A 17034-nucleotide genomic window follows, 5' to 3' on the forward strand; every position below is an offset into this window, starting at 1 on the left:
TTTGCATGCTTCAGCCAGTTCAGCTGAAGAATTCTTTCACCCGGTCGGTCCAGGACTTGCTTTGCGGCGAATGACGGTCGCCGCCATCGTTCAGCGAAGCCTCGAACTGGCGCAGGATGTTCTTCTGGTCGTCGCTCAGGCGCACCGGCGTTTCCACCACCACGTGGCAGTAAAGGTCGCCCGGATAGCTGCCGCGCACGCCGCGGATGCCCTTGCCGCGCAGGCGGAAGGTCTTGCCGGACTGCGTGCCCTCGGGGATCGAGATCTCGGCCTTGCCGCCCAACGTCGGCACCTGAAGCTCGCCGCCCAGCGCCGCCGAGGTGAACGGGATGGTCAGTTCGCAATGGAGGTCGTCGCCGTCGCGCTGGAAGATCTTGTGCTGCTTGATGTGGATTTCCACATACAGGTCGCCCGGAGGGCCGCCGTTGATGCCGGGCTCGCCGTTGCCGCTGGAGCGGATGCGCATGCCGTCGTCGATGCCGGCCGGAATCTTGACCTGCAGCGTCTTGTTGCGGCGGATGCGGCCCACGCCGTCGCAAGCGGGGCAGGGATCGGTGATTTCCTTGCCGTTGCCATGGCAGGTCGGGCAGGTCTGCTGCACGCTGAAGAAACCCTGCTGCATGCGCACGGCGCCCGAGCCGCCGCAGGTGCGGCAGGTCTTGGGCGAGGTGCCGGCCTTGGCGCCGGAACCGTGGCAGGTGTCGCAGTTTTCCCAACTGGGCACGCGGATCTCGGTGTCGAAGCCGGCCGCGGCCTGCTCCAGCGTGATTTCCAGCGCGTACTTCAGGTCGGCGCCGCGGTAGACCTGCGGGCCGCCGCCGCGACGGCCACCGCCGCCGCCGCCGAAGATTTCGCCGAAGATGTCGCCAAAGGCGTCGGCGAAACCGCCACCCATGCCGCCGCCCATGCCGGCGGAGTTGGGGTCCACGCCCGCGTGGCCGTAGCGGTCGTACGCGGCGCGCTTCTGATCGTCACCCAGGACCTCGTAGGCTTCCTTGGCTTCCTTGAACTTCTCTTCGGCTTCTTTGCTGTCCGGATTGCGGTCCGGATGGTACTTCATGGCCAGCTTTCGATAGGCCTTCTTGAGGTCGTCGTCCGAGGCGTTCTTCGCAACGCCCAGGACTTCGTAATAGTCACGTTTTGCCATGATCCGTGGGCTCGAAAACGAGCCTTCTTTTCAGTGCTACAGAATGAGTACGCCCGGTAGGCGGATTTCTCCGGCTACCGGGCGGCAGAGGCAGGTCAGCGCCCGGCCATTATTGGTCGCGCTTGACTTCCTTGAAGTCGGCGTCGACGACATTGTCGTCCACCGGCTTCGCGTTGTCGGCCGCTTGCTGCTGGCCGGCGGCTTGCTGCGCCTGCATGTCGGCGTACATCTTTTCGCCCAGCTTCTGCGAAACCGTCGACAGGGCTTCCACCTTGGCGTCGATCGCGGCCTTGTCGCCGTCCTTCAGCGTGTCTTCCAGTTCCTTGATGGCGGCTTCGATGCCTTCCTTTTCGGAAGCCTCGAGCTTGTCGCCATACTCGGTCAACGACTTGCGGGTGGCATGCACCAGCGCATCGGCCTGGTTGCGCGACTGAGCCAGTTCGGCGACGCGGTGATCTTCCTCGGCGTTGGCCTCGGCATCCTTGACCATGCGCTGGATCTCGTCTTCCGACAGACCCGAGTTGGCCTTGATGGTGATCTTGTTTTCCTTGCCGGTGCCCTTGTCCTTGGCGGACACGTGCAGGATGCCGTTGGCGTCGATGTCGAAGGTGACTTCGATCTGCGGCATGCCGCGGGGCGACGGCGGGATCCCTTCGAGGTTGAACTCGCCCAGGGCCTTGTTGCCCGCAGCGATTTCGCGCTCGCCCTGGAACACCTTGATCGTCACGGCCGGCTGGTTGTCGTCAGCGGTCGAGAAGGTCTGCGAGAACCGGGTCGGGATGGTCGTGTTCTTCTGGATCATCTTGGTCATCACGCCGCCCAGGGTTTCGATGCCCAGGGACAGGGGGGTGACGTCCAGCAGCAGCACGTCCTTGCGGTCGCCCGACAGCACGGAGCCCTGGATGGCGGCGCCGGCGGCGACGGCTTCATCGGGGTTCACGTCCTTGCGCGGATCCTTGCCGAAGAATTCCTTCACCTTTTCCTGGACCTTGGGCATGCGGGTCATGCCGCCGACCAGGATCACGTCGTCGATGTCGGAAACCTTCACGCCGGCGTCCTTGATGGCCACGCGGCAGGGCTCGATCGTGCGTTCGATCAGTTCTTCGACCAGCGCTTCCAGCTTGGCGCGGGTGATCTTCAGGTTCAGGTGCTTCGGACCCGAGGCATCCGCCGTGATGTACGGCAGGTTGATTTCGGTCTGTTGCGCCGAGGACAGCTCGATCTTGGCCTTTTCAGCGGCTTCCTTCAGGCGTTGCAGGGCCAGCACGTCCTTGGACAGATCAACGCCCTGTTCCTTCTTGAACTCGGCAATGATGTAGTCGATGATGCGCTGGTCGAAGTCTTCGCCGCCCAGGAAGGTGTCGCCGTTGGTCGACAGCACTTCGAACTGCTTTTCGCCGTCCACGTCGGCGATTTCGATGATGGACACGTCGAACGTGCCGCCGCCCAGGTCATAGACGGCGATCTTGCGGTCGCCCTTTTCGGTCTTGTCCAGGCCGAACGCCAGCGCCGCAGCGGTGGGTTCGTTGATGATGCGCTTGACTTCCAGACCGGCGATGCGGCCGGCGTCCTTGGTGGCCTGGCGCTGGCTGTCGTTGAAGTAGGCGGGCACGGTGATGACGGCCTCGGTCACTTCTTCGCCCAGGTAGTCCTCGGCGGTCTTCTTCATCTTGCGCAGCACGTCGGCCGACACTTGGGGAGGCGCCATCTTCTTGCCGCGCACTTCCACCCAGGCGTCGCCGTTGTCGGCCTTGACGATGGCATAGGGCATCAGGTTGATGTCCTTTTGCACCGCCTTCTCTTCGAACTTGCGGCCGATCAGGCGCTTCACCGCATACAGGGTGTTACGCGGGTTGGTCACGGCCTGGCGCTTGGCCGGCGCGCCGACCAGGGTTTCGCCATCGTCCATGTAGGCGACGATGGAGGGGGTGGTGCGAGCGCCTTCCGCGTTTTCAATGATTTTGACCTGCCCGCCGTCCATGACAGCCACGCAGCTGTTGGTCGTGCCCAGGTCAATGCCAATAATCTTGCTCATGGTCGGTTACCTTGATTGAATCTATGAAAATAGGGAGAAACTTCTTGTCCCCACATAACTGGGGCTGCCCGCAGGGTTTTTCAAGACGTCTGGCCGGATTTTTCTACAGCCGTTTCCTGCAGGCGGCGCATGGCCGCGGTGAACTGCGGCAGGCCGGGCCAGCCGGTGACGCGGCCCAGCCGCTTGCCGGCGCGGTACAGCACGAAAGTGGGGACGCCATGCAGCGAGAAGCGCCTTCCCAGCGCTTCGTCCGCGTAGACATCGGCTTCGAACCAGGTCAGCCCCAATTCCAGCAGCGCGTCCCGATGCAGCAAGGCGGTCTGCTTGAAAATATTGCAGTTATAGCAATCCTGTCCCCAGAGGAACACGCAGCGCAGATCCGTCCCCGGCGCCTGCACCACCGCCGCGTCGAATCCCTCGGTGTCGACATGGCGCATGCCGAACACCTGGAATATCTGGGCGGGGTCGAACCGGGGATCCGTCATGGCGCGCTGCCTGTTCAGCCCTGGCCGGCGGACACCACGACCAGCGCGGGACGCAGGGTCCGGTCGGCGATGGCATAGCCCTTTTGCAGCAACTGGACCACCGTATTGGCGGGCTGCTCCGCGGGGATGGACGAAATGGCTTGGTGCTGGTGCGGATCGAACTTGTCGCCCTGCGCCGGCGCGATTTCCTTGAGCAGATTGCGCTCGAAGGCGGCCGTCAGCTGCTTCAGGGTCACTTGGACGCCTTCGCTCAGGGTTTCAACGGTTTGCTCGGGCTGGGCCAGGGCAGCTTCCAGGCTGTCCTTGACCGGGACCAGGCTTTCCGCGAACGACTCGATACCGAACTTGCGCGCCTTGGACACATCTTCCTGGGCGCGGCGGCGCACGTTTTCGGCTTCGGCCCGAATGCGCAGAAGCTGGTCCTGCTGCTCATTGACGGTAGCCTGGGCCGCGTCCAGCTGGGCGCGCAACTCGTTCAGCTCGGCCTGCACGGCGTCCTCGGCGGCGGAGGCCGCATCGGCGTTCTGGCCGACTTCGGGCGTCTGATCTACAGGCTCGTTGGGTGCCGTCATGGGGAATCCTCCAAAAAGTATGGCTTTCGCAGACATGAATGGGGGCCAATACCCCTATTTCAAGCCCGGGAAAGCAAATATTCCCTGACGGCGCCGGGTAAGAGAGGCAGGCGGAATGTAGTCAAAAATCCGCCCAATTTCTGCCAATTGCCGTCAAATATCAGACTGCAAGCATAAATTCAACACTTCCCGACGCCATCCGGCAAATGGCGGACGCCCTCCGGCAGGCTACTTCTTGTGGGGCTGCGCGGGCGCGGCGGGATCGCTGGCGGGAAAACTGTCCTTCAGGGCGCGGTCCACGTCGCGATCCTCGTCCGGCTCCGGGCTGATTGCGATGGGATCGCTGGCGGGGAAGGTCTCGGCAAGCGCCTCATCCAACTCGTGTTCCACCTGATCTTCGTCCACCGGGGTACTGACCCGCCCCTTTTTGACGACCTTTCCAGTCTTGGGATCATGCTGCATGCGCCTTCTCCTTCAAGTCCGTGATTTGCGTAGGCCACCCCTGCAAGTGGCGTGCCACCAGGTCGGCCAGCCCTGCGATCCAGGCCGGATCGTCGTTGATCGCCGGAATGTAGCGGAAACGCTTGCCGCCGGCCTCGATAAAGGCGTCGCGGCATTCCAGACTGATCTCTTCCAGGGTTTCCAGACAGTCTGCCACAAAACCCGGGCACACCACATCGACCTCGGTCACGCCGGCGGCGGCCAGCGCCTTCAGGGTGGGTTCGGTATAGGGTTCCAGCCAGCGGGCGGTGCCGAAACGGCTCTGGAAGGTCACTTCGATCTGTTCGCGCGGCAGCGACAGACGCTGGCCCAGCAGGCGCGCCGTTTCCATGCAATCGCGGTAGTACGGATCGCCCAGTTCGATCGAATAGCGCGGCAGGCCGTGAAAGCTCATGACCAGCTTCTGCGGTTTGCCGTGCTCCTGCCAGTAGCGCTCGATGCGGCCAGCCAGCGCGTCCAGATAGGCCGGCTCTTCATGGAAACGCTTGATGAAGCGCAGCTCGGGCTGGTCGCGCAGGCGGCCTGCGTGGCGGGTGACCGCATCGACGACCGTGGCGGTGGTGCTGGCGGCGTACTGCGGATAGAGCGGCACGGTGAGTATGCGTTCACAGCCCTGCCGGCGCAGCCGAGAAATGGCGTCGGGGATCGAGGGGTTGCCGTAGCGCATGCCCAACTCCACCACGGCGTCGATTCCAGCCTCGGCCAGGGCTGCGCGCACGCCATCGGCCTGGCGCTGGCTGTACACCATCAGGGGCGAGCCTTCCTTCATCCAGACGCCGGCGTAGCGCGGCTCCAGCTTCTTGGGCCGCATCGTCAGCACGAGGCAATGCAGGATGGGCTTCCACAGATAGCGCGGGATCTCGATCACGCGCGGGTCGGACAGGAACTCGCCAAGGTATTTGCGTATGTCCTGCTTACCCGGGGTGTCCGGGGTGCCCAGGTTCACCAGCAGCACGCCGACCTTGGCCGGCCCGCGCGGCGCGGGGTCTTCGTTGAAGGGGTCCTCCTGCTCGGGTTCCGGCAGATAGCGCTCAGGCCACAGGTACTTGAACAGGCGAAGAAACACAAACACTCCCCTTCCTCCGCAAGGAGGACGTAGCTTCGGATGGACCTACTGGTTGTGGCTGAGGGCGTTGGACAGCAAGCGCGCCGTGATATCCACGATGGGAATGACGCGTTCGTAGGCCATGCGCGTGGGACCGATCACGCCCAGGGTACCCACGACCTTGCCGTCCACGCCGTAAGGCGCGGTGATGACCGAGACCTCTTCCATCGGCACCAGCTGCGAATCGCCGCCGATGTAGATCTGCACGCCCTGGGCCCGGGTGGACACGTCCAGGAGCTGCAGCAGGTCGGTTTTTTTCTCGAACAGCGAAAACATCTTGCGCAGGCGGTCCATGTCGGAGGCGATGTCGGTCACGTCCAGCAGCTTGCGCTCTCCGGAGATGACCATGGCGTCGCCGTCTTCAGCGGCTTCCGCGCTGGCTTCGACCGCGGCCTGCATCAGGCGCGAGATATCCTCGCGCAATTGCGCCAGTTCGGTCGACAGGGTTTGCCGCACGACATTGAAAGACTTGCCGGCGAAATGCATGTTGAAGAAATTGCCGGCTTCCAGCAGTTCCGCTTCGGCATAGTCGCGCTGCACGAAAAGAATTCGGTTCTGGACATCGCCGTCAGGCGTGACGATGATGAGCAGCACGCGCTTGTCGGACAGGCGAATGAATTCGATCTGGCGGAAAACCTGGGCGCGCTTGGGCGTGAGCACCACGCCCGCGAACTGGGTCAGGTTGGACAGCAGGGCCGCTGCGGCGTTGACGGCGCGCGTGGGTTCGGCGGCCGCCAGCATCTCGCCCATGTTGTGCGGTTCGAGCTGGTAGGACTGCACCGCCAGCAACGAATCGACGAACATGCGGTATCCCCGCGGCGTGGGCACGCGGCCGGCGGAGGTGTGCGGGCTGTGGATCAGTCCCAGTTCTTCGAGATCCGCCATCACATTGCGGATCGTGGCCGGGGACAAGTCGAATACTTTCGATAGCGTCCGCGAGCCGACTGGCTGCCCATCGGCGATATAGCGTTCGATCAACGCTTTCAGTAGTGCGCGTGCGCGGTCATCCATAACAAGTATTTTAGGGAATCTTTTTCAATTGAGGCGATTTTTGTCCCGCAAGCACATATGCGGCCCCATATAATCGGCTAAACCGCCCATTCCGGGCAGGTTTCGGCTTCTGGTCCGGCCTTTTTTGATACGCAAGCAGCCATGCATTTTCCTACCGTAGCCCTGATCGGCAGATACCAGGACACCGGCCTGGACACACCGCTGAGAGCACTCGCCCACGCGCTGACGCAAGCGGGCCGGCAGGTGCTCATCGATGCGGACACGGCGCGCAACACCGGGCTGACCGAATACCCCGTCGCCACGCTCGAGGAAATCGGCAAGACCGCGTCGCTGGCCGTCGTCATGGGCGGCGACGGCACCGTGCTGGGCGCCAGCCGCCACCTCGCTCCTTATGGCATGCCGCTGGTCGGCATCAACCACGGACGCCTGGGCTTCATCACCGACATCGCGTTGCAGGACGCGCACGGCGCCCTGGCGCGCGTGCTCGAAGGCAGCTTCCAGATCGAGGAACGCATGCTGCTCGAAGGCAGCGTGTGGCGTGGCGACCAGAAGATGTACTCCGCGTCCGCGCTGAACGACGTGGTGCTGAACCGCGCGGGACGCGGCGGCATGATCGAAGTGCGGGTCGAGCTGGACGGCGCGTTCATGTACACGCAGCGCGCCGACGGCCTGATCATCGCCACCCCCACGGGCTCCACCGCGTACGCGCTGTCGGCCAACGGCCCCATCCTGCATCCGGGCATGAACGCCATGGTGCTGGTGCCCGTGGCGCCGCAGACGCTGTCCAACCGCCCCATCGTCATTCCCGACAGCGGCGTGCTGAACATGACGCTCACGGCCATGGGCCGCGTGGAAGTCGGCGCCAGCGTGCATTTCGACATGCAGACCTGGTCCGACCTGCAGCCGGGCGACCGCATCGTCGTACAGCGCGCGCCCTATACCATCCGCTTCGTGCATCCCGAAGGCTACAGTTTCTTCTCCACCCTGCGCCGCAAGCTGCACTGGAACCTGATGCCCGAAGCCTCCGACAACGTAGAGTAGTAAGCGCCCCGACATGCTGCGCACCCTGCATATCCGCGACTTCGTCATCGTCGAACAGACCGAGATCCATTTCGGCCCCGGCTTCACCGTCTTTTCCGGCGAGACCGGCGCGGGCAAATCCATCCTGGTGGACGCGCTGGCGCTCGCGCTGGGCGAACGCGGCGACGCCAGCATGCTGCGCGAGGGCGCGCCGCGCGCCGACATCACCGCGGTCTTCGATACCCCCAAGGGCCTGATCGCCTGGCTGCAAGAACGCGAGATCGACGCCGACACGGAACTGTCCTTGCGCCGCGTCATCGATGCCCAGGGCCGCAGCCGCGCCTACATCAACGGCACGCCCGCGACCGTGGCGCAATTGCGCGAACTGGGCGACAGCCTGGTCGATATCCACGGCCAGCACGCGCACCAGAGCCTGATGCGCGCCGACGCCCAGCGCGATCTGCTGGACGCCCACGGCGGCCACGGCGAATTGCGCACCGCGGTCGGCCAGGCCTGGAAGCAATGGCGCGCGCTGGCGCGCCAGCTGGAATCCGCCGAAAAGGACGCCGCAAGCCTGGCTACCGAACGCGACCGCCTGCAATGGCAGGTCGACGAGCTCGACCAGCTGAATCTCGGCCCCGACGAATGGGATGCGCTGCAGTCCGAGCACACGCGCCTGTCGCACGCGCAATCCCTGCTGGACGGCGCCAACCAGATCCTCGAAGGGCTGGACGGCGAAGGCGATTCCGCGCACCACCGGCTCACCTCGGCCAACCACCGCATCCAGCAGATGCTGCGCCACGATCCCGGCCTGCAAGGCGTCTACGACGAACTGGAATCGGCCCGCATCGCGATCAGCGAGGCCGTCTCCGACCTGAACAACTACGTCAGCCGCGTCGATCTCGATCCGCAGCGGCTGGTGGCGGTCGAGGCGCGCCTGGGCCTGGTATTCGAAACCGCTCGCAAATTCCGCGTCGAGCCCGACGCGCTTTGCGAGCTGCGCGACACGCTGCACGCCCAGCTTGCGGCGCTGCAGGCCGCAGGCGACATCGACGCCCTGCGCGCCCAGGCGCAGGCCGCACAGGCGCAATACGACGCCGCGGCGACCAAGCTGACGACCGCACGCCGCAAGATCGCCAAGGACCTGGGCAAGCAGGTCACGCGGGCCATGCAGACGCTGGCCATGCAGGGCGGCAAGTTCGAACCCACACTGGCCGAATCGGCGCCCTCCGCGCATGGCAACGAACAGGTCGAATTCCTGGTGGCCGGCCATGCCGGCACCACGCCGCGGCCGCTGGCCAAGGTGGCATCGGGTGGCGAACTGTCGCGGATTTCGCTGGCGCTGTCCGTCATCGCCAGCCGCGCCGCGCGCGTGCCCACACTGATCTTCGACGAAGTCGACAGCGGCGTGGGCGGCGCGGTGGCCGAGGCCGTCGGCAAGCTGCTGCGCGAACTCGGCGAACGCCATCAGGTGCTGTGCGTGACCCACCTGCCCCAGGTCGCGGCCTGCGCCAACAACCAGTTCCTGGTCAGCAAGGCGGAATCGCGCGGCGCCACCCGCTCCAGCATCGAAGAACTGGACGCGCCCTCCCGCGTGGAGGAAATCGCGCGCATGCTGGGCGGAATCAAGCTCACCGCGACCACCCGCGAACACGCCCGCGAGATGCTGGAAGGTTTCGGGCAGAACTGAAGCGCTGGCCGGCCTTGTTACGGCGGAGCACAGAAAAAAGGGCCGATTCGCGCCATAAAAAAATCCCCTTCATATTGAAGGGGATTTGGATCTTACGGACCCGCCGCGAGCGTAGCCGCGGGTCGTATGCAGGGCCGGGTCAGCGGCCCTTCATGCAGCTGCCGCAAATGCCGTACAACACCATGGCGTGGCTTTCCAGCGCGAAGGCGTTGTCCTTGGCAATCTTTTGCTGGCGCTTCTCGATCTCGGGATCCGAAAACTCGACCACCTTGCCGCAATTCGTGCAAATCAGGTGATCATGGTGATCGCCGTCGTTGAGCTCGAACACCGCCTTGCCGCTGTCGAACTGGCTGCGGGCAAGGATGCCGGCCTGTTCGAACTGGGTCAGGACGCGGTAGACGGTTGCCAGCCCGATTTCGACGTTTTCGCCGATCAGGGCGCGATAGACGTCTTCGGCGCTCAGGTGCCGTTGGTCCGATTTCCGGAAAATATCAAGAATTTTCAGGCGGGGAAACGTCGCCTTCAAACCCATGTTCTTCAGTTCGCTTTGGTCGCTCATGGTGTAATCGCTCTCCGTCCGCGTTGGCATGGGCAGGATAGGTTCACCGCGAGCCGGCTCACCGAAATCATGCCGCCACGCGGAACTATCCTTATGAAACCTTTATGATAACGGTTTTGTCTGCTTCCAAATAATAGGGGCGCGTAGTGTCCATGATTGCACGAATTCCCTCCCGCTCGCTGAAGACCGGCCTGGCAGTGGCCGCTCTGGCCGTCGCCCTGGCTGGATGCTCGGGGGACAAGTGGGGCTTCCCCTACAAGGCCGGCGTCCAGCAAGGAAACTGGATCACCCAGGAACAGGTCGCCCTGCTGCAGCCTGGCATGACGCGCGAACAGGTGCGCTTCGCCCTCGGCAGCCCGACGCTGACCAGCGTGCTGCACGCCAACCGCTGGGACTACCCCTACTACTACAAGCCTGGCTACGGCGACGCCCAGGAACGCAAATTCACCGTCTGGTTCGAAAACGACCGGCTGACCCGCTGGGAAGGCGACAAGCAGCCTGAGCTGCAGCCTTACCAGATCAATACGCCCGACGCCGTCGCCGACGAAAAGGCGGACAAGCGCCTCATCGAAGACGAAACCCGCCAGAAGGAAGAGGAAGACCAGCGCAAGCGCGACTCCGCCGCCCCGGTCAGCCCCCTCAACCAGTACCCTGGCCAGCCCGGCAACGCCCCCGAGCCGCTCAAGTAACACCAAGGACTATCTATGCGTATCGCAATTGCCGGCGCCAGCGGCCGTATGGGCCAAATGCTGATCGAAGCCGTCCTGAACGCCTCCGGCCTGCAGCTCGCAGTGGCGCTGGACCGCCAGGGCTCGGCGGCGCTGGGCCAGGACGCCGGCGCGCCGCTGGGCAAGCAGACGGGCGTGGCCATCACCGATGACCTCGACGCTCTGGCCCTGGCCGACTGCCTGATCGACTTCACCCGTCCGGAAGGCACGCTCGAACACCTGCAGGCCTGCGTCAAGCACGGCGTGAACGCCGTCATCGGCACCACCGGTTTCGACGACAACGGCCGCGCCGCGATCGAAGTCGCCGCCCAGAAGATCGGCATCGTCTTCGCGCCCAACATGAGCGTGGGCGTGAACGCCACGCTCAAGCTGCTGGACATGGCCGCGCGCATCCTGAACTCCGGCTACGACGTCGAAGTCTTCGAAGCGCACCACCGCAACAAGGTCGACGCGCCTTCGGGCACCGCGCTGAAAATGGGCGAAACCATCGCTTCGGCCTGGAACGTGGCCCTGCCGGACGTCGCCACCTGGAGCCGCCATGGCGATACCGGCGTGCGCAAGCCCGGCACCATCGGCTTCTCCGTGCTGCGCGGCGGCGACATCGTCGGCGACCATACCGTGTCCTTCTGCGGCACCGGCGAACGCATCGAGATCACGCACCGCTCGGCCAGCCGCGCCACCTACGCGGAAGGCGCCCTGCGCGCCGCCCGTTTCCTGGAAGGCAAGCACAACGGCCTGTACGACATGCAATCGGTGCTGGGCCTCTGAAGCCCTCGCCTGCAAGAAAAAGGACCCTGCGGGGTCCTTTTTCTTGCCCGGCCCAAACGACCTCACACCACCACGGGTTCCGGTTCAAGCCGCACGCCGTAGCGCTCGGACACCGCCGCCTGGATGGCATGCGCCAAGCCCATGATGTCGGCTGCCGTGGCCCCGCCGCGGTTGACCAGCACCAGGGCCTGGCGCTCATGCACGCCTGCGGCCCCCAGCGAGCGGCCCTTCCAGCCGCATTGGTCTATCAGCCAGCCGGCTGCGAGCTTGTAGCCGCCATCGGGCTGGGCGTAAGACACCAGGCCGGGAAAACGCTCCAGCAGCCCGTCCCGCACTTGCGCCGACACGATGGGGTTCTTGAAAAAGCTGCCTACGTTGCCCGTCACCGCCGGATCGGGCAGCTTGGCGCGGCGGATCTCACACACCGCGTCGAAGATGTCTCGGGCGGCTGGCTGCCCCGCCGCCAGCCGCGCGTGGCGCTGCAGGTCGGGGTAACCCAGCACCGGCCGCCACGGCCGGGGCAAGGCGAAACGCACGCTCACGATGACCCACCGTCCGGACTCGTCGTGCTTGAACACGCTGTCGCGATAGGAAAAGCGGCAATCGGCCACGCTCATTTCGACCTGGCGGCCTGCGCGCACGTCCCAGGCGGTCAGGCTGTGGAAGCGTTCCTGCAGTTCGACGCCGTAGGCGCCGATATTCTGCACCGGCGCCGCGCCCACCGTACCCGGGATCAACGCCAGGTTTTCCAGCCCGTCCCAGCCCTGGTTCACGCAGGTTTCGACAAAGCCGTGCCAGGTCTCACCGCCCGCCGCCTCGATCAGCCAGGCATCCGGCCGGGCTTCCAGCAGGCGCACGCCCTTGAACGCGACGCGCGCCACCAGTCCCGGCACCTGGCTCGGCAACACCAGATTGCTGCCCCCGCCCAGCACCAGCAGGGAGGACGCCTCGTGCGCCAGCTGCGACAGCGCCGGCAGCTGCGCCGCATCCTCCAGGGTCACAAAGGCCCCGGCCCGCGACGCCAGGCCCAGCGTATTCAACCGGGTGAGATCCTGGCTAACGGGAGACAAGTCGGGGGACGGAAGGACTTTGGAGGAAGAATTTGACATGGGTGCTGCGGATTGCTATAGTTTCTGTCTTCGCTCATATTACTTGATTGAGTGCTTGCCCTGAATTTCGGGCTTTGTTCGAAAACTGCTTGCAGTGAGCAAATCCAAATAAGTCCAGGCCAAGACAAGCTCAAAAAAATCATGTAGAATGCGCGCCTTCTGATCGATAACCAAGTTGATCAGAGTGAATAAGAAAACAGGTTCTGGCTGTTCAAGTGCAGAACCCATGCGGGAGTAGCTCAGTTGGTAGAGCGCAACCTTGCCAAGGTTGAGGTCGCGAGTTCGAGACTCGTCTCCCGCTCCAAATTTTGATTTCCAGATCTTTTCTGGAAATTCTTGAGAAAGGGCCCTCCGGGCCCTTTTTTCATTTCTGCTCGAAAATCGGGCATTTCTCCACGCTGCCTGCGGCCATATCGCGCCGCCCCTCTCCGGCACGAATCCCCTAGCCGCCACGCACGCGGCCTATGACATACACGCCCCTTGGCCTGCGCCATTCATCCTGGACGCCAGGACAATTTTCGTGGATTCGAGGAAGTCCACGCCCTGCCCGGCTTGCGTACCATTCATTACGTCCTAGGACAAAGAAAGCGGCGCGGTGGCAGAGTGGTCATGCGGCAGATTGCAAATCTCCTGAGGTTGGTTCGATTCCAGCCCGCGCCTCCAAGACCAGCCTGGCATGTCGGCCCATAGGGTACGGGTGCCGGGACGCAGCCGCCCTGGCGGCACGCCAAGGAGATCGCCTTGATTCAAGTCACCCTGTTCCACGACGGCTGCAATCTCTGCCTGGGCATAGACCGCAGCATGGCCGCCGCCTTCGCGACGCCGCTGCACCGCTACGAATCATTCGACCTCGCGCGGCAGCCCGAGTCCGCCGCCCAGGCCAAGGCGCTCGGCATCACCCGCCTGCCGTCCCTCGTCATCGATGACCGCGTGCTGCGCCTGGAGGATCACTCCCCCATCGAGCACTACGCCTGACCCCCGCGTGGCCGGATCCGGGCCCGCTGCGACGCACCCGCTCTTGAAGGCCGCTGCCCCGTTGAACCATGCAAGGAGCCCATCATGAGCAAACTCACCACCGCATTCGGCGCCCCCGTTCCGGACGACGACAACACCATGACCGCCGGCCGGCGTGGACCGGCGCTGTTGCAGGACGTCTGGTTCCTGGAAAAGATGGCTCACTTCGACCGCGAAGTAATCCCCGAGCGGCGCATGCACGCCAAGGGCGCCGGCGCCTTCGGCACGTTCACCGTCACCCATGACATCACGCGCTACACCAAGGCCAGGATCTTCAGCCAGGTAGGCAAGCGGACCGAGATGTTCGCCCGCTTCTCCACCGTGGCGGGCGAACGCGGCGCAGCCGACGCCGAACGCGACATCCGCGGCTTCGCGCTCAAGTTCTATACCGAGGAAGGCAACTGGGACCTGGTCGGCAACAACACGCCAGTCTTCTTCGTGCGCGACCCGTTGAAGTTCTCCGACCTGAACCGGGCCGTCAAGCGCGATCCCCGCACCGGCATGCGCAGCCCGCAGAACAACTGGGACTACTGGACCCTGCTGCCCGAGACCCTGCATCAGGTGACGCTCATCATGGGCGACCGCGGCATTCCGAAGAGTTACCGCCACATGCATGGCTTCGGCAGCCATACCTATAGCTTCATCAACGCCGCCCGCGAGCGGTTCTGGGTCAAGTTCACCTTCAAGACCCAGCAGGGCATCCAGAACCTGACGGACGCCGAGGCCGGTCAGGTCATCGCCGCAGACCGCGAGAGCAACCAGCGCGACCTGTACGAAGCGATCGAACGCGGCGAGTTCCCGCGCTGGACCCTGTACGTGCAGATCATGCCCGAAGCCGAGGCCCATACCTACCCGCTCAATCCCTTCGATCTGACCAAGGTCTGGCCGCACCGGGATTATCCGTTGATCGAGGTCGGTGTCCTGGAGCTCAATCGAAACCCAGAGAATTTCTTCGCCGAGGTCGAGCAGGCCGCCTTCAGCCCCGCGGTAATCGTGCCCGGCATCGGCTTCTCGCCCGACAAGATGCTGCAGGGCCGCCTGTTCTCGTATGGGGACACGCAGCGCTATCGCCTGGGCGTGAACTATCCGCAGATACCGGTGAACGCGCCGCGCTGCCCGTTTCACAGCTATCACCGCGACGGGGCCATGCGCGTGGATGGCAACGGCGGCAGCACGCCCGCGTATACGCCCAACAGCCATGGCGCGCTGCAGGCGCAGCCGGACTACTCCGAACCGCCGCTGGACCTTAATGGCGCCGCGGCCCGCTGGGACCACAGGGAAGATGCCGACTACTACTCCCAGCCCGGCAACCTGTTCCGCTTGATGGCGGCAGACGAAAAGCAAAGGCTATTCCAAAACACCGCGCGCGCGATCCGCGACGCCTCCAGGGAAGTCATCGAGCGCCACATCGCCAACTGCACACGGGCAGACCCGGCCTACGGGCAAGGCGTGCGCGACGCGGTCATGCAGACGGAACAAGACCATCCGCGGGCCGCCCCCTAGCTTCAAAAAACATCAACCAACCCGCCACGGATAGCCGATACACTGAACTCTCCCATAGCCGGTAAAAAACAGGTGCGCGGCGTACAACCGACGCAGCCTCAGCGGAGACACAGGTGCTTGGATCCCAGTTGATTATCCGTACGCTGCATCGCCTGGGCGTCAAGACCATCTTCAGTCTGTCCGGCAATCAGATCATGCCGCTCTACGATGCCTGTATCGACGCAGGCATCCGCATCATCCACGTGCGGCATGAGGCGGCCGCTGTCTTCATGGCGGATGCGTGGTCCCAGATCACCGGCGAACTAGGCGTCGCGATGCTGACCGCAGCGCCGGGCATCACCAATGGCCTGGCGCCGCTCTATTCGGCGGCACAGGCCGAAAGCCCGGTGCTCCTCATTTCCGGCGACTCCCCGGCAGGGGAAGACGGCATGGGCGCGTTCCAGGAACTGGACCAGGTTTCCATCACCCGTTCCTTGACCAAGCTTTCGCTGCGCCCGCGGACCGTGCAGGAACTCTATCCCGCGCTAGACAGCGCGGTCGCGCAAGCGCTTGCTCCCCGGCGCGGTCCAGTCCATCTGGCTCTGCCTTTCGACCTGATGACTGCGGAGACGGGCTTGGCTGAACTGCCCGCCACTACCCCCAAGCGCGAGCCCGCCGCGATGGACGCAGCCGGCCTGGAACTGCTCGCCGCGTTGGTGAATCCGGCGCAGCGGCCCCTGGTGCTGGCCGGCCCCACCGGCGCACGGCCGCACATGCGCGCAGTTCGCGAAAGGCTGGAAGCAGTGCTAGGCGCGCGCCTCATTCCCATGGAAAGCCCTCGCGGCCTGAAGGACCCTTCCCTGGGTTCCCTGGCCGAACTCATTCCGCAAGCGGACCTCATCGTGCTGGCGGGCAAGTGCCTGGATTTTACGCTGGGCTTCGGCGGCGCCGGCGCGCTGGGCAAGACGGCCCGGATCGTGGCGATAGATCCCGACCCCGCGATGCTGGAACGCGCGGCCCGCCTGCTGGGCGACCGCCTGGCCCTGGCCTTGCAGGGCGATCCCTACGCCGTGCTGCCCGCGTTGCGGGCAGCGCCAGCCCCGGCCGAACGCGCCTCGTGGCGCGCGCGGGTGGACGACGCGCTGCGCAACCGGAACACGCTGGGCGCCACGGCTTGCGCCGAGGGTGCGTTGGGGCCGCGCGCGCTATGTGAGACCGTCCAGACGTTTCTCGCCTCCGCCCCCAACCCGATCCTGGTGTGCGACGGCGGCGAATTCGGCCAGTGGGCGCAGGCTTACTGCCAGGCGCCGGTGCGCATCATCAACGGCATGTCCGGCGCAATCGGCGCGGGCATCTGCTACGCCATCGCCGCCAAGATCGCACAGCCCGACGCCACCGTGGCCGTGCTCATGGGCGATGGCACGGCGGGCTTTCACCTGATGGAGCTGGACACGGCGGCACGCGAACAGGCCGCGATCGTCGCCGTGATCGGCAACGACCTGCGCTGGAACGCGGAACATCTCATCCAGATGCGCACCTACGGCCCGCAAAGGCTGATCGGCTGCCAGCTCGCGCCGACCGCGCGCTATCACGAAGTCGCCGCGGCGCTCGGCGGAGCCGGCTACGCCGCGCAGGACCGCGACAGCCTCGCCACCGCGCTGCGCGCGGCGGCGGACAGCGGGCTGCCCGCGTGCATCAACGTATCCCTGGCGGGCGAACCCGCTCCGGTTTTCAGCGCATCAATGCAGTCCGCAACCGGTCATTGACCTCGAAGCATCGAGCCCAGCTGCAGTCCGGTTTCGTCCCTT

16 protein-coding genes and 2 tRNA genes are annotated in these 17034 nt (G+C 64.7%); 9 read left to right on the plus strand and 9 right to left on the minus strand.

Features of this window, described 5'->3' with window-relative positions:
• Positions 1–19 precede the first annotated feature (19 nt).
• From dnaJ to hrcA, 7 genes are all read right to left on the minus strand, one after another.
• Entirely contained in the window at positions 20–1147 is a 1128-nt protein-coding gene (dnaJ, locus tag IAG39_RS25775; protein WP_059373782.1) for a molecular chaperone DnaJ, read from the minus strand.
• A 109-nt stretch (positions 1148–1256) separates the two neighbouring features.
• The gene (gene dnaK, locus IAG39_RS25780) at positions 1257–3182 is read right to left on the minus strand and encodes a molecular chaperone DnaK (protein WP_054450039.1); all 1926 of its coding nucleotides are present in this window, start codon (positions 3180–3182) and stop codon (positions 1257–1259) included.
• Between the two features lie 80 nt (positions 3183–3262).
• Positions 3263–3667, minus strand: a complete 405-nt coding sequence (locus IAG39_RS25785; RefSeq protein ID WP_118932864.1) for a thioredoxin family protein — start codon at positions 3665–3667, stop codon at positions 3263–3265.
• 14 nt (positions 3668–3681) lie between these two features.
• Positions 3682–4239, minus strand: coding sequence for a nucleotide exchange factor GrpE (gene grpE, locus IAG39_RS25790; protein ID WP_059373780.1), 558 nt, complete (start codon positions 4237–4239; stop codon positions 3682–3684).
• 228 nt (positions 4240–4467) lie between these two features.
• Positions 4468–4701, minus strand: a complete 234-nt coding sequence (locus tag IAG39_RS25795; RefSeq protein ID WP_118932865.1) for a hypothetical protein — start codon at positions 4699–4701, stop codon at positions 4468–4470.
• Positions 4691–5806, minus strand: coding sequence for a ferrochelatase (hemH, locus tag IAG39_RS25800; protein WP_059373843.1), 1116 nt, complete (start codon positions 5804–5806; stop codon positions 4691–4693). The genes IAG39_RS25795 and hemH overlap by 11 nt, the downstream gene beginning before the upstream one ends.
• 45 nt (positions 5807–5851) lie before the next feature.
• Positions 5852–6856: a heat-inducible transcriptional repressor HrcA gene (gene hrcA / locus IAG39_RS25805; protein ID WP_054450033.1), complete on the minus strand. Its 1005-nt coding sequence runs from the start codon at positions 6854–6856 to the stop codon at positions 5852–5854.
• Between the two features lie 141 nt (positions 6857–6997).
• On the opposite strand from hrcA, the gene IAG39_RS25810 reads away from it, so the two are divergent.
• Complete coding sequence (locus IAG39_RS25810) at positions 6998–7897, plus strand: NAD kinase (protein ID WP_054450031.1); 900 nt, start codon at positions 6998–7000, stop codon at positions 7895–7897.
• 13 nt (positions 7898–7910) lie between these two features.
• Entirely contained in the window at positions 7911–9566 is a 1656-nt protein-coding gene (gene recN / locus IAG39_RS25815) for a DNA repair protein RecN (protein WP_118932866.1), read from the plus strand.
• Between the two features lie 139 nt (positions 9567–9705).
• Here the strand turns inward: recN and fur are convergent, their stop codons facing one another.
• A complete protein-coding gene (fur, locus tag IAG39_RS25820) occupies positions 9706–10125 on the minus strand; it encodes a ferric iron uptake transcriptional regulator (RefSeq protein ID WP_013391855.1) in 420 nt (139 codons plus the stop codon).
• A 152-nt stretch (positions 10126–10277) separates the two neighbouring features.
• Here fur and IAG39_RS25825 point away from each other — a divergent pair, with 152 nt between their 5' ends.
• Positions 10278–10814 carry an outer membrane protein assembly factor BamE gene (locus IAG39_RS25825; protein WP_059373776.1) on the plus strand — a complete coding sequence of 179 codons (537 nt, stop codon included), beginning with the start codon at positions 10278–10280 and terminating at the stop codon, positions 10812–10814.
• 15 nt (positions 10815–10829) lie between these two features.
• A complete protein-coding gene (gene dapB / locus IAG39_RS25830; protein WP_118932867.1) occupies positions 10830–11621 on the plus strand; it encodes a 4-hydroxy-tetrahydrodipicolinate reductase in 792 nt (263 codons plus the stop codon).
• A 62-nt stretch (positions 11622–11683) separates the two neighbouring features.
• Here the strand turns inward: dapB and murB are convergent, their stop codons facing one another.
• On the minus strand, positions 11684–12730 hold the full coding sequence (murB, locus tag IAG39_RS25835) for a UDP-N-acetylmuramate dehydrogenase (RefSeq protein ID WP_118932868.1): 1047 nt from the start codon (positions 12728–12730) through the stop codon (positions 11684–11686).
• A 228-nt stretch (positions 12731–12958) separates the two neighbouring features.
• Between murB and IAG39_RS25840 the strand changes: the two genes are divergently transcribed.
• The 5 genes from IAG39_RS25840 to IAG39_RS25860 all read left to right on the plus strand — a co-directional run bounded on the left by IAG39_RS25840 (position 12959) and on the right by IAG39_RS25860 (position 16992).
• A tRNA-Gly gene (locus tag IAG39_RS25840) sits at positions 12959–13034 on the plus strand.
• Between the two features lie 285 nt (positions 13035–13319).
• Positions 13320–13393, plus strand: a tRNA-Cys gene (locus tag IAG39_RS25845).
• A 78-nt stretch (positions 13394–13471) separates the two neighbouring features.
• Positions 13472–13705 carry a hypothetical protein gene (locus IAG39_RS25850; RefSeq protein WP_118932869.1) on the plus strand — a complete coding sequence of 78 codons (234 nt, stop codon included), beginning with the start codon at positions 13472–13474 and terminating at the stop codon, positions 13703–13705.
• A gap of 84 nt (positions 13706–13789) precedes the next feature.
• Complete coding sequence (locus IAG39_RS25855) at positions 13790–15247, plus strand: catalase (RefSeq protein ID WP_118932870.1); 1458 nt, start codon at positions 13790–13792, stop codon at positions 15245–15247.
• 113 nt (positions 15248–15360) lie between these two features.
• The gene (locus tag IAG39_RS25860; protein ID WP_118932871.1) at positions 15361–16992 is read left to right on the plus strand and encodes a thiamine pyrophosphate-binding protein; all 1632 of its coding nucleotides are present in this window, start codon (positions 15361–15363) and stop codon (positions 16990–16992) included.
• Positions 16993–17034: the final 42 nt, after the last annotated feature.

This window comes from Achromobacter xylosoxidans, assembly GCF_014490035.1.
Taxonomy (GTDB): domain Bacteria; phylum Pseudomonadota; class Gammaproteobacteria; order Burkholderiales; family Burkholderiaceae_B; genus Achromobacter; species Achromobacter bronchisepticus_A.

What these genes read in the sequence shown, in the direction of transcription:
- dnaJ (WP_059373782.1), bottom strand. Translation starts at nt 1,147, where the DNA reads ATGGCAAAACGTGACTATTACGAAGTCCTGGGCGTTGCGAAGAACGCC.
- dnaK (WP_054450039.1), bottom strand. Translation starts at nt 3,182, where the DNA reads ATGAGCAAGATTATTGGCATTGACCTGGGCACGACCAACAGCTGCGTG.
- IAG39_RS25785 (WP_118932864.1), bottom strand. Translation starts at nt 3,667, where the DNA reads ATGACGGATCCCCGGTTCGACCCCGCCCAGATATTCCAGGTGTTCGGC.
- grpE (WP_059373780.1), bottom strand. Translation starts at nt 4,239, where the DNA reads ATGACGGCACCCAACGAGCCTGTAGATCAGACGCCCGAAGTCGGCCAG.
- IAG39_RS25795 (WP_118932865.1), bottom strand. Translation starts at nt 4,701, where the DNA reads ATGCAGCATGATCCCAAGACTGGAAAGGTCGTCAAAAAGGGGCGGGTC.
- hrcA (WP_054450033.1), bottom strand. Translation starts at nt 6,856, where the DNA reads ATGGATGACCGCGCACGCGCACTACTGAAAGCGTTGATCGAACGCTAT.
- IAG39_RS25810 (WP_054450031.1), top strand. Translation starts at nt 6,998, where the DNA reads ATGCATTTTCCTACCGTAGCCCTGATCGGCAGATACCAGGACACCGGC.
- recN (WP_118932866.1), top strand. Translation starts at nt 7,911, where the DNA reads ATGCTGCGCACCCTGCATATCCGCGACTTCGTCATCGTCGAACAGACC.
- fur (WP_013391855.1), bottom strand. Translation starts at nt 10,125, where the DNA reads ATGAGCGACCAAAGCGAACTGAAGAACATGGGTTTGAAGGCGACGTTT.
- IAG39_RS25825 (WP_059373776.1), top strand. Translation starts at nt 10,278, where the DNA reads ATGATTGCACGAATTCCCTCCCGCTCGCTGAAGACCGGCCTGGCAGTG.
- dapB (WP_118932867.1), top strand. Translation starts at nt 10,830, where the DNA reads ATGCGTATCGCAATTGCCGGCGCCAGCGGCCGTATGGGCCAAATGCTG.
- murB (WP_118932868.1), bottom strand. Translation starts at nt 12,730, where the DNA reads ATGTCAAATTCTTCCTCCAAAGTCCTTCCGTCCCCCGACTTGTCTCCC.
- IAG39_RS25855 (WP_118932870.1), top strand. Translation starts at nt 13,790, where the DNA reads ATGAGCAAACTCACCACCGCATTCGGCGCCCCCGTTCCGGACGACGAC.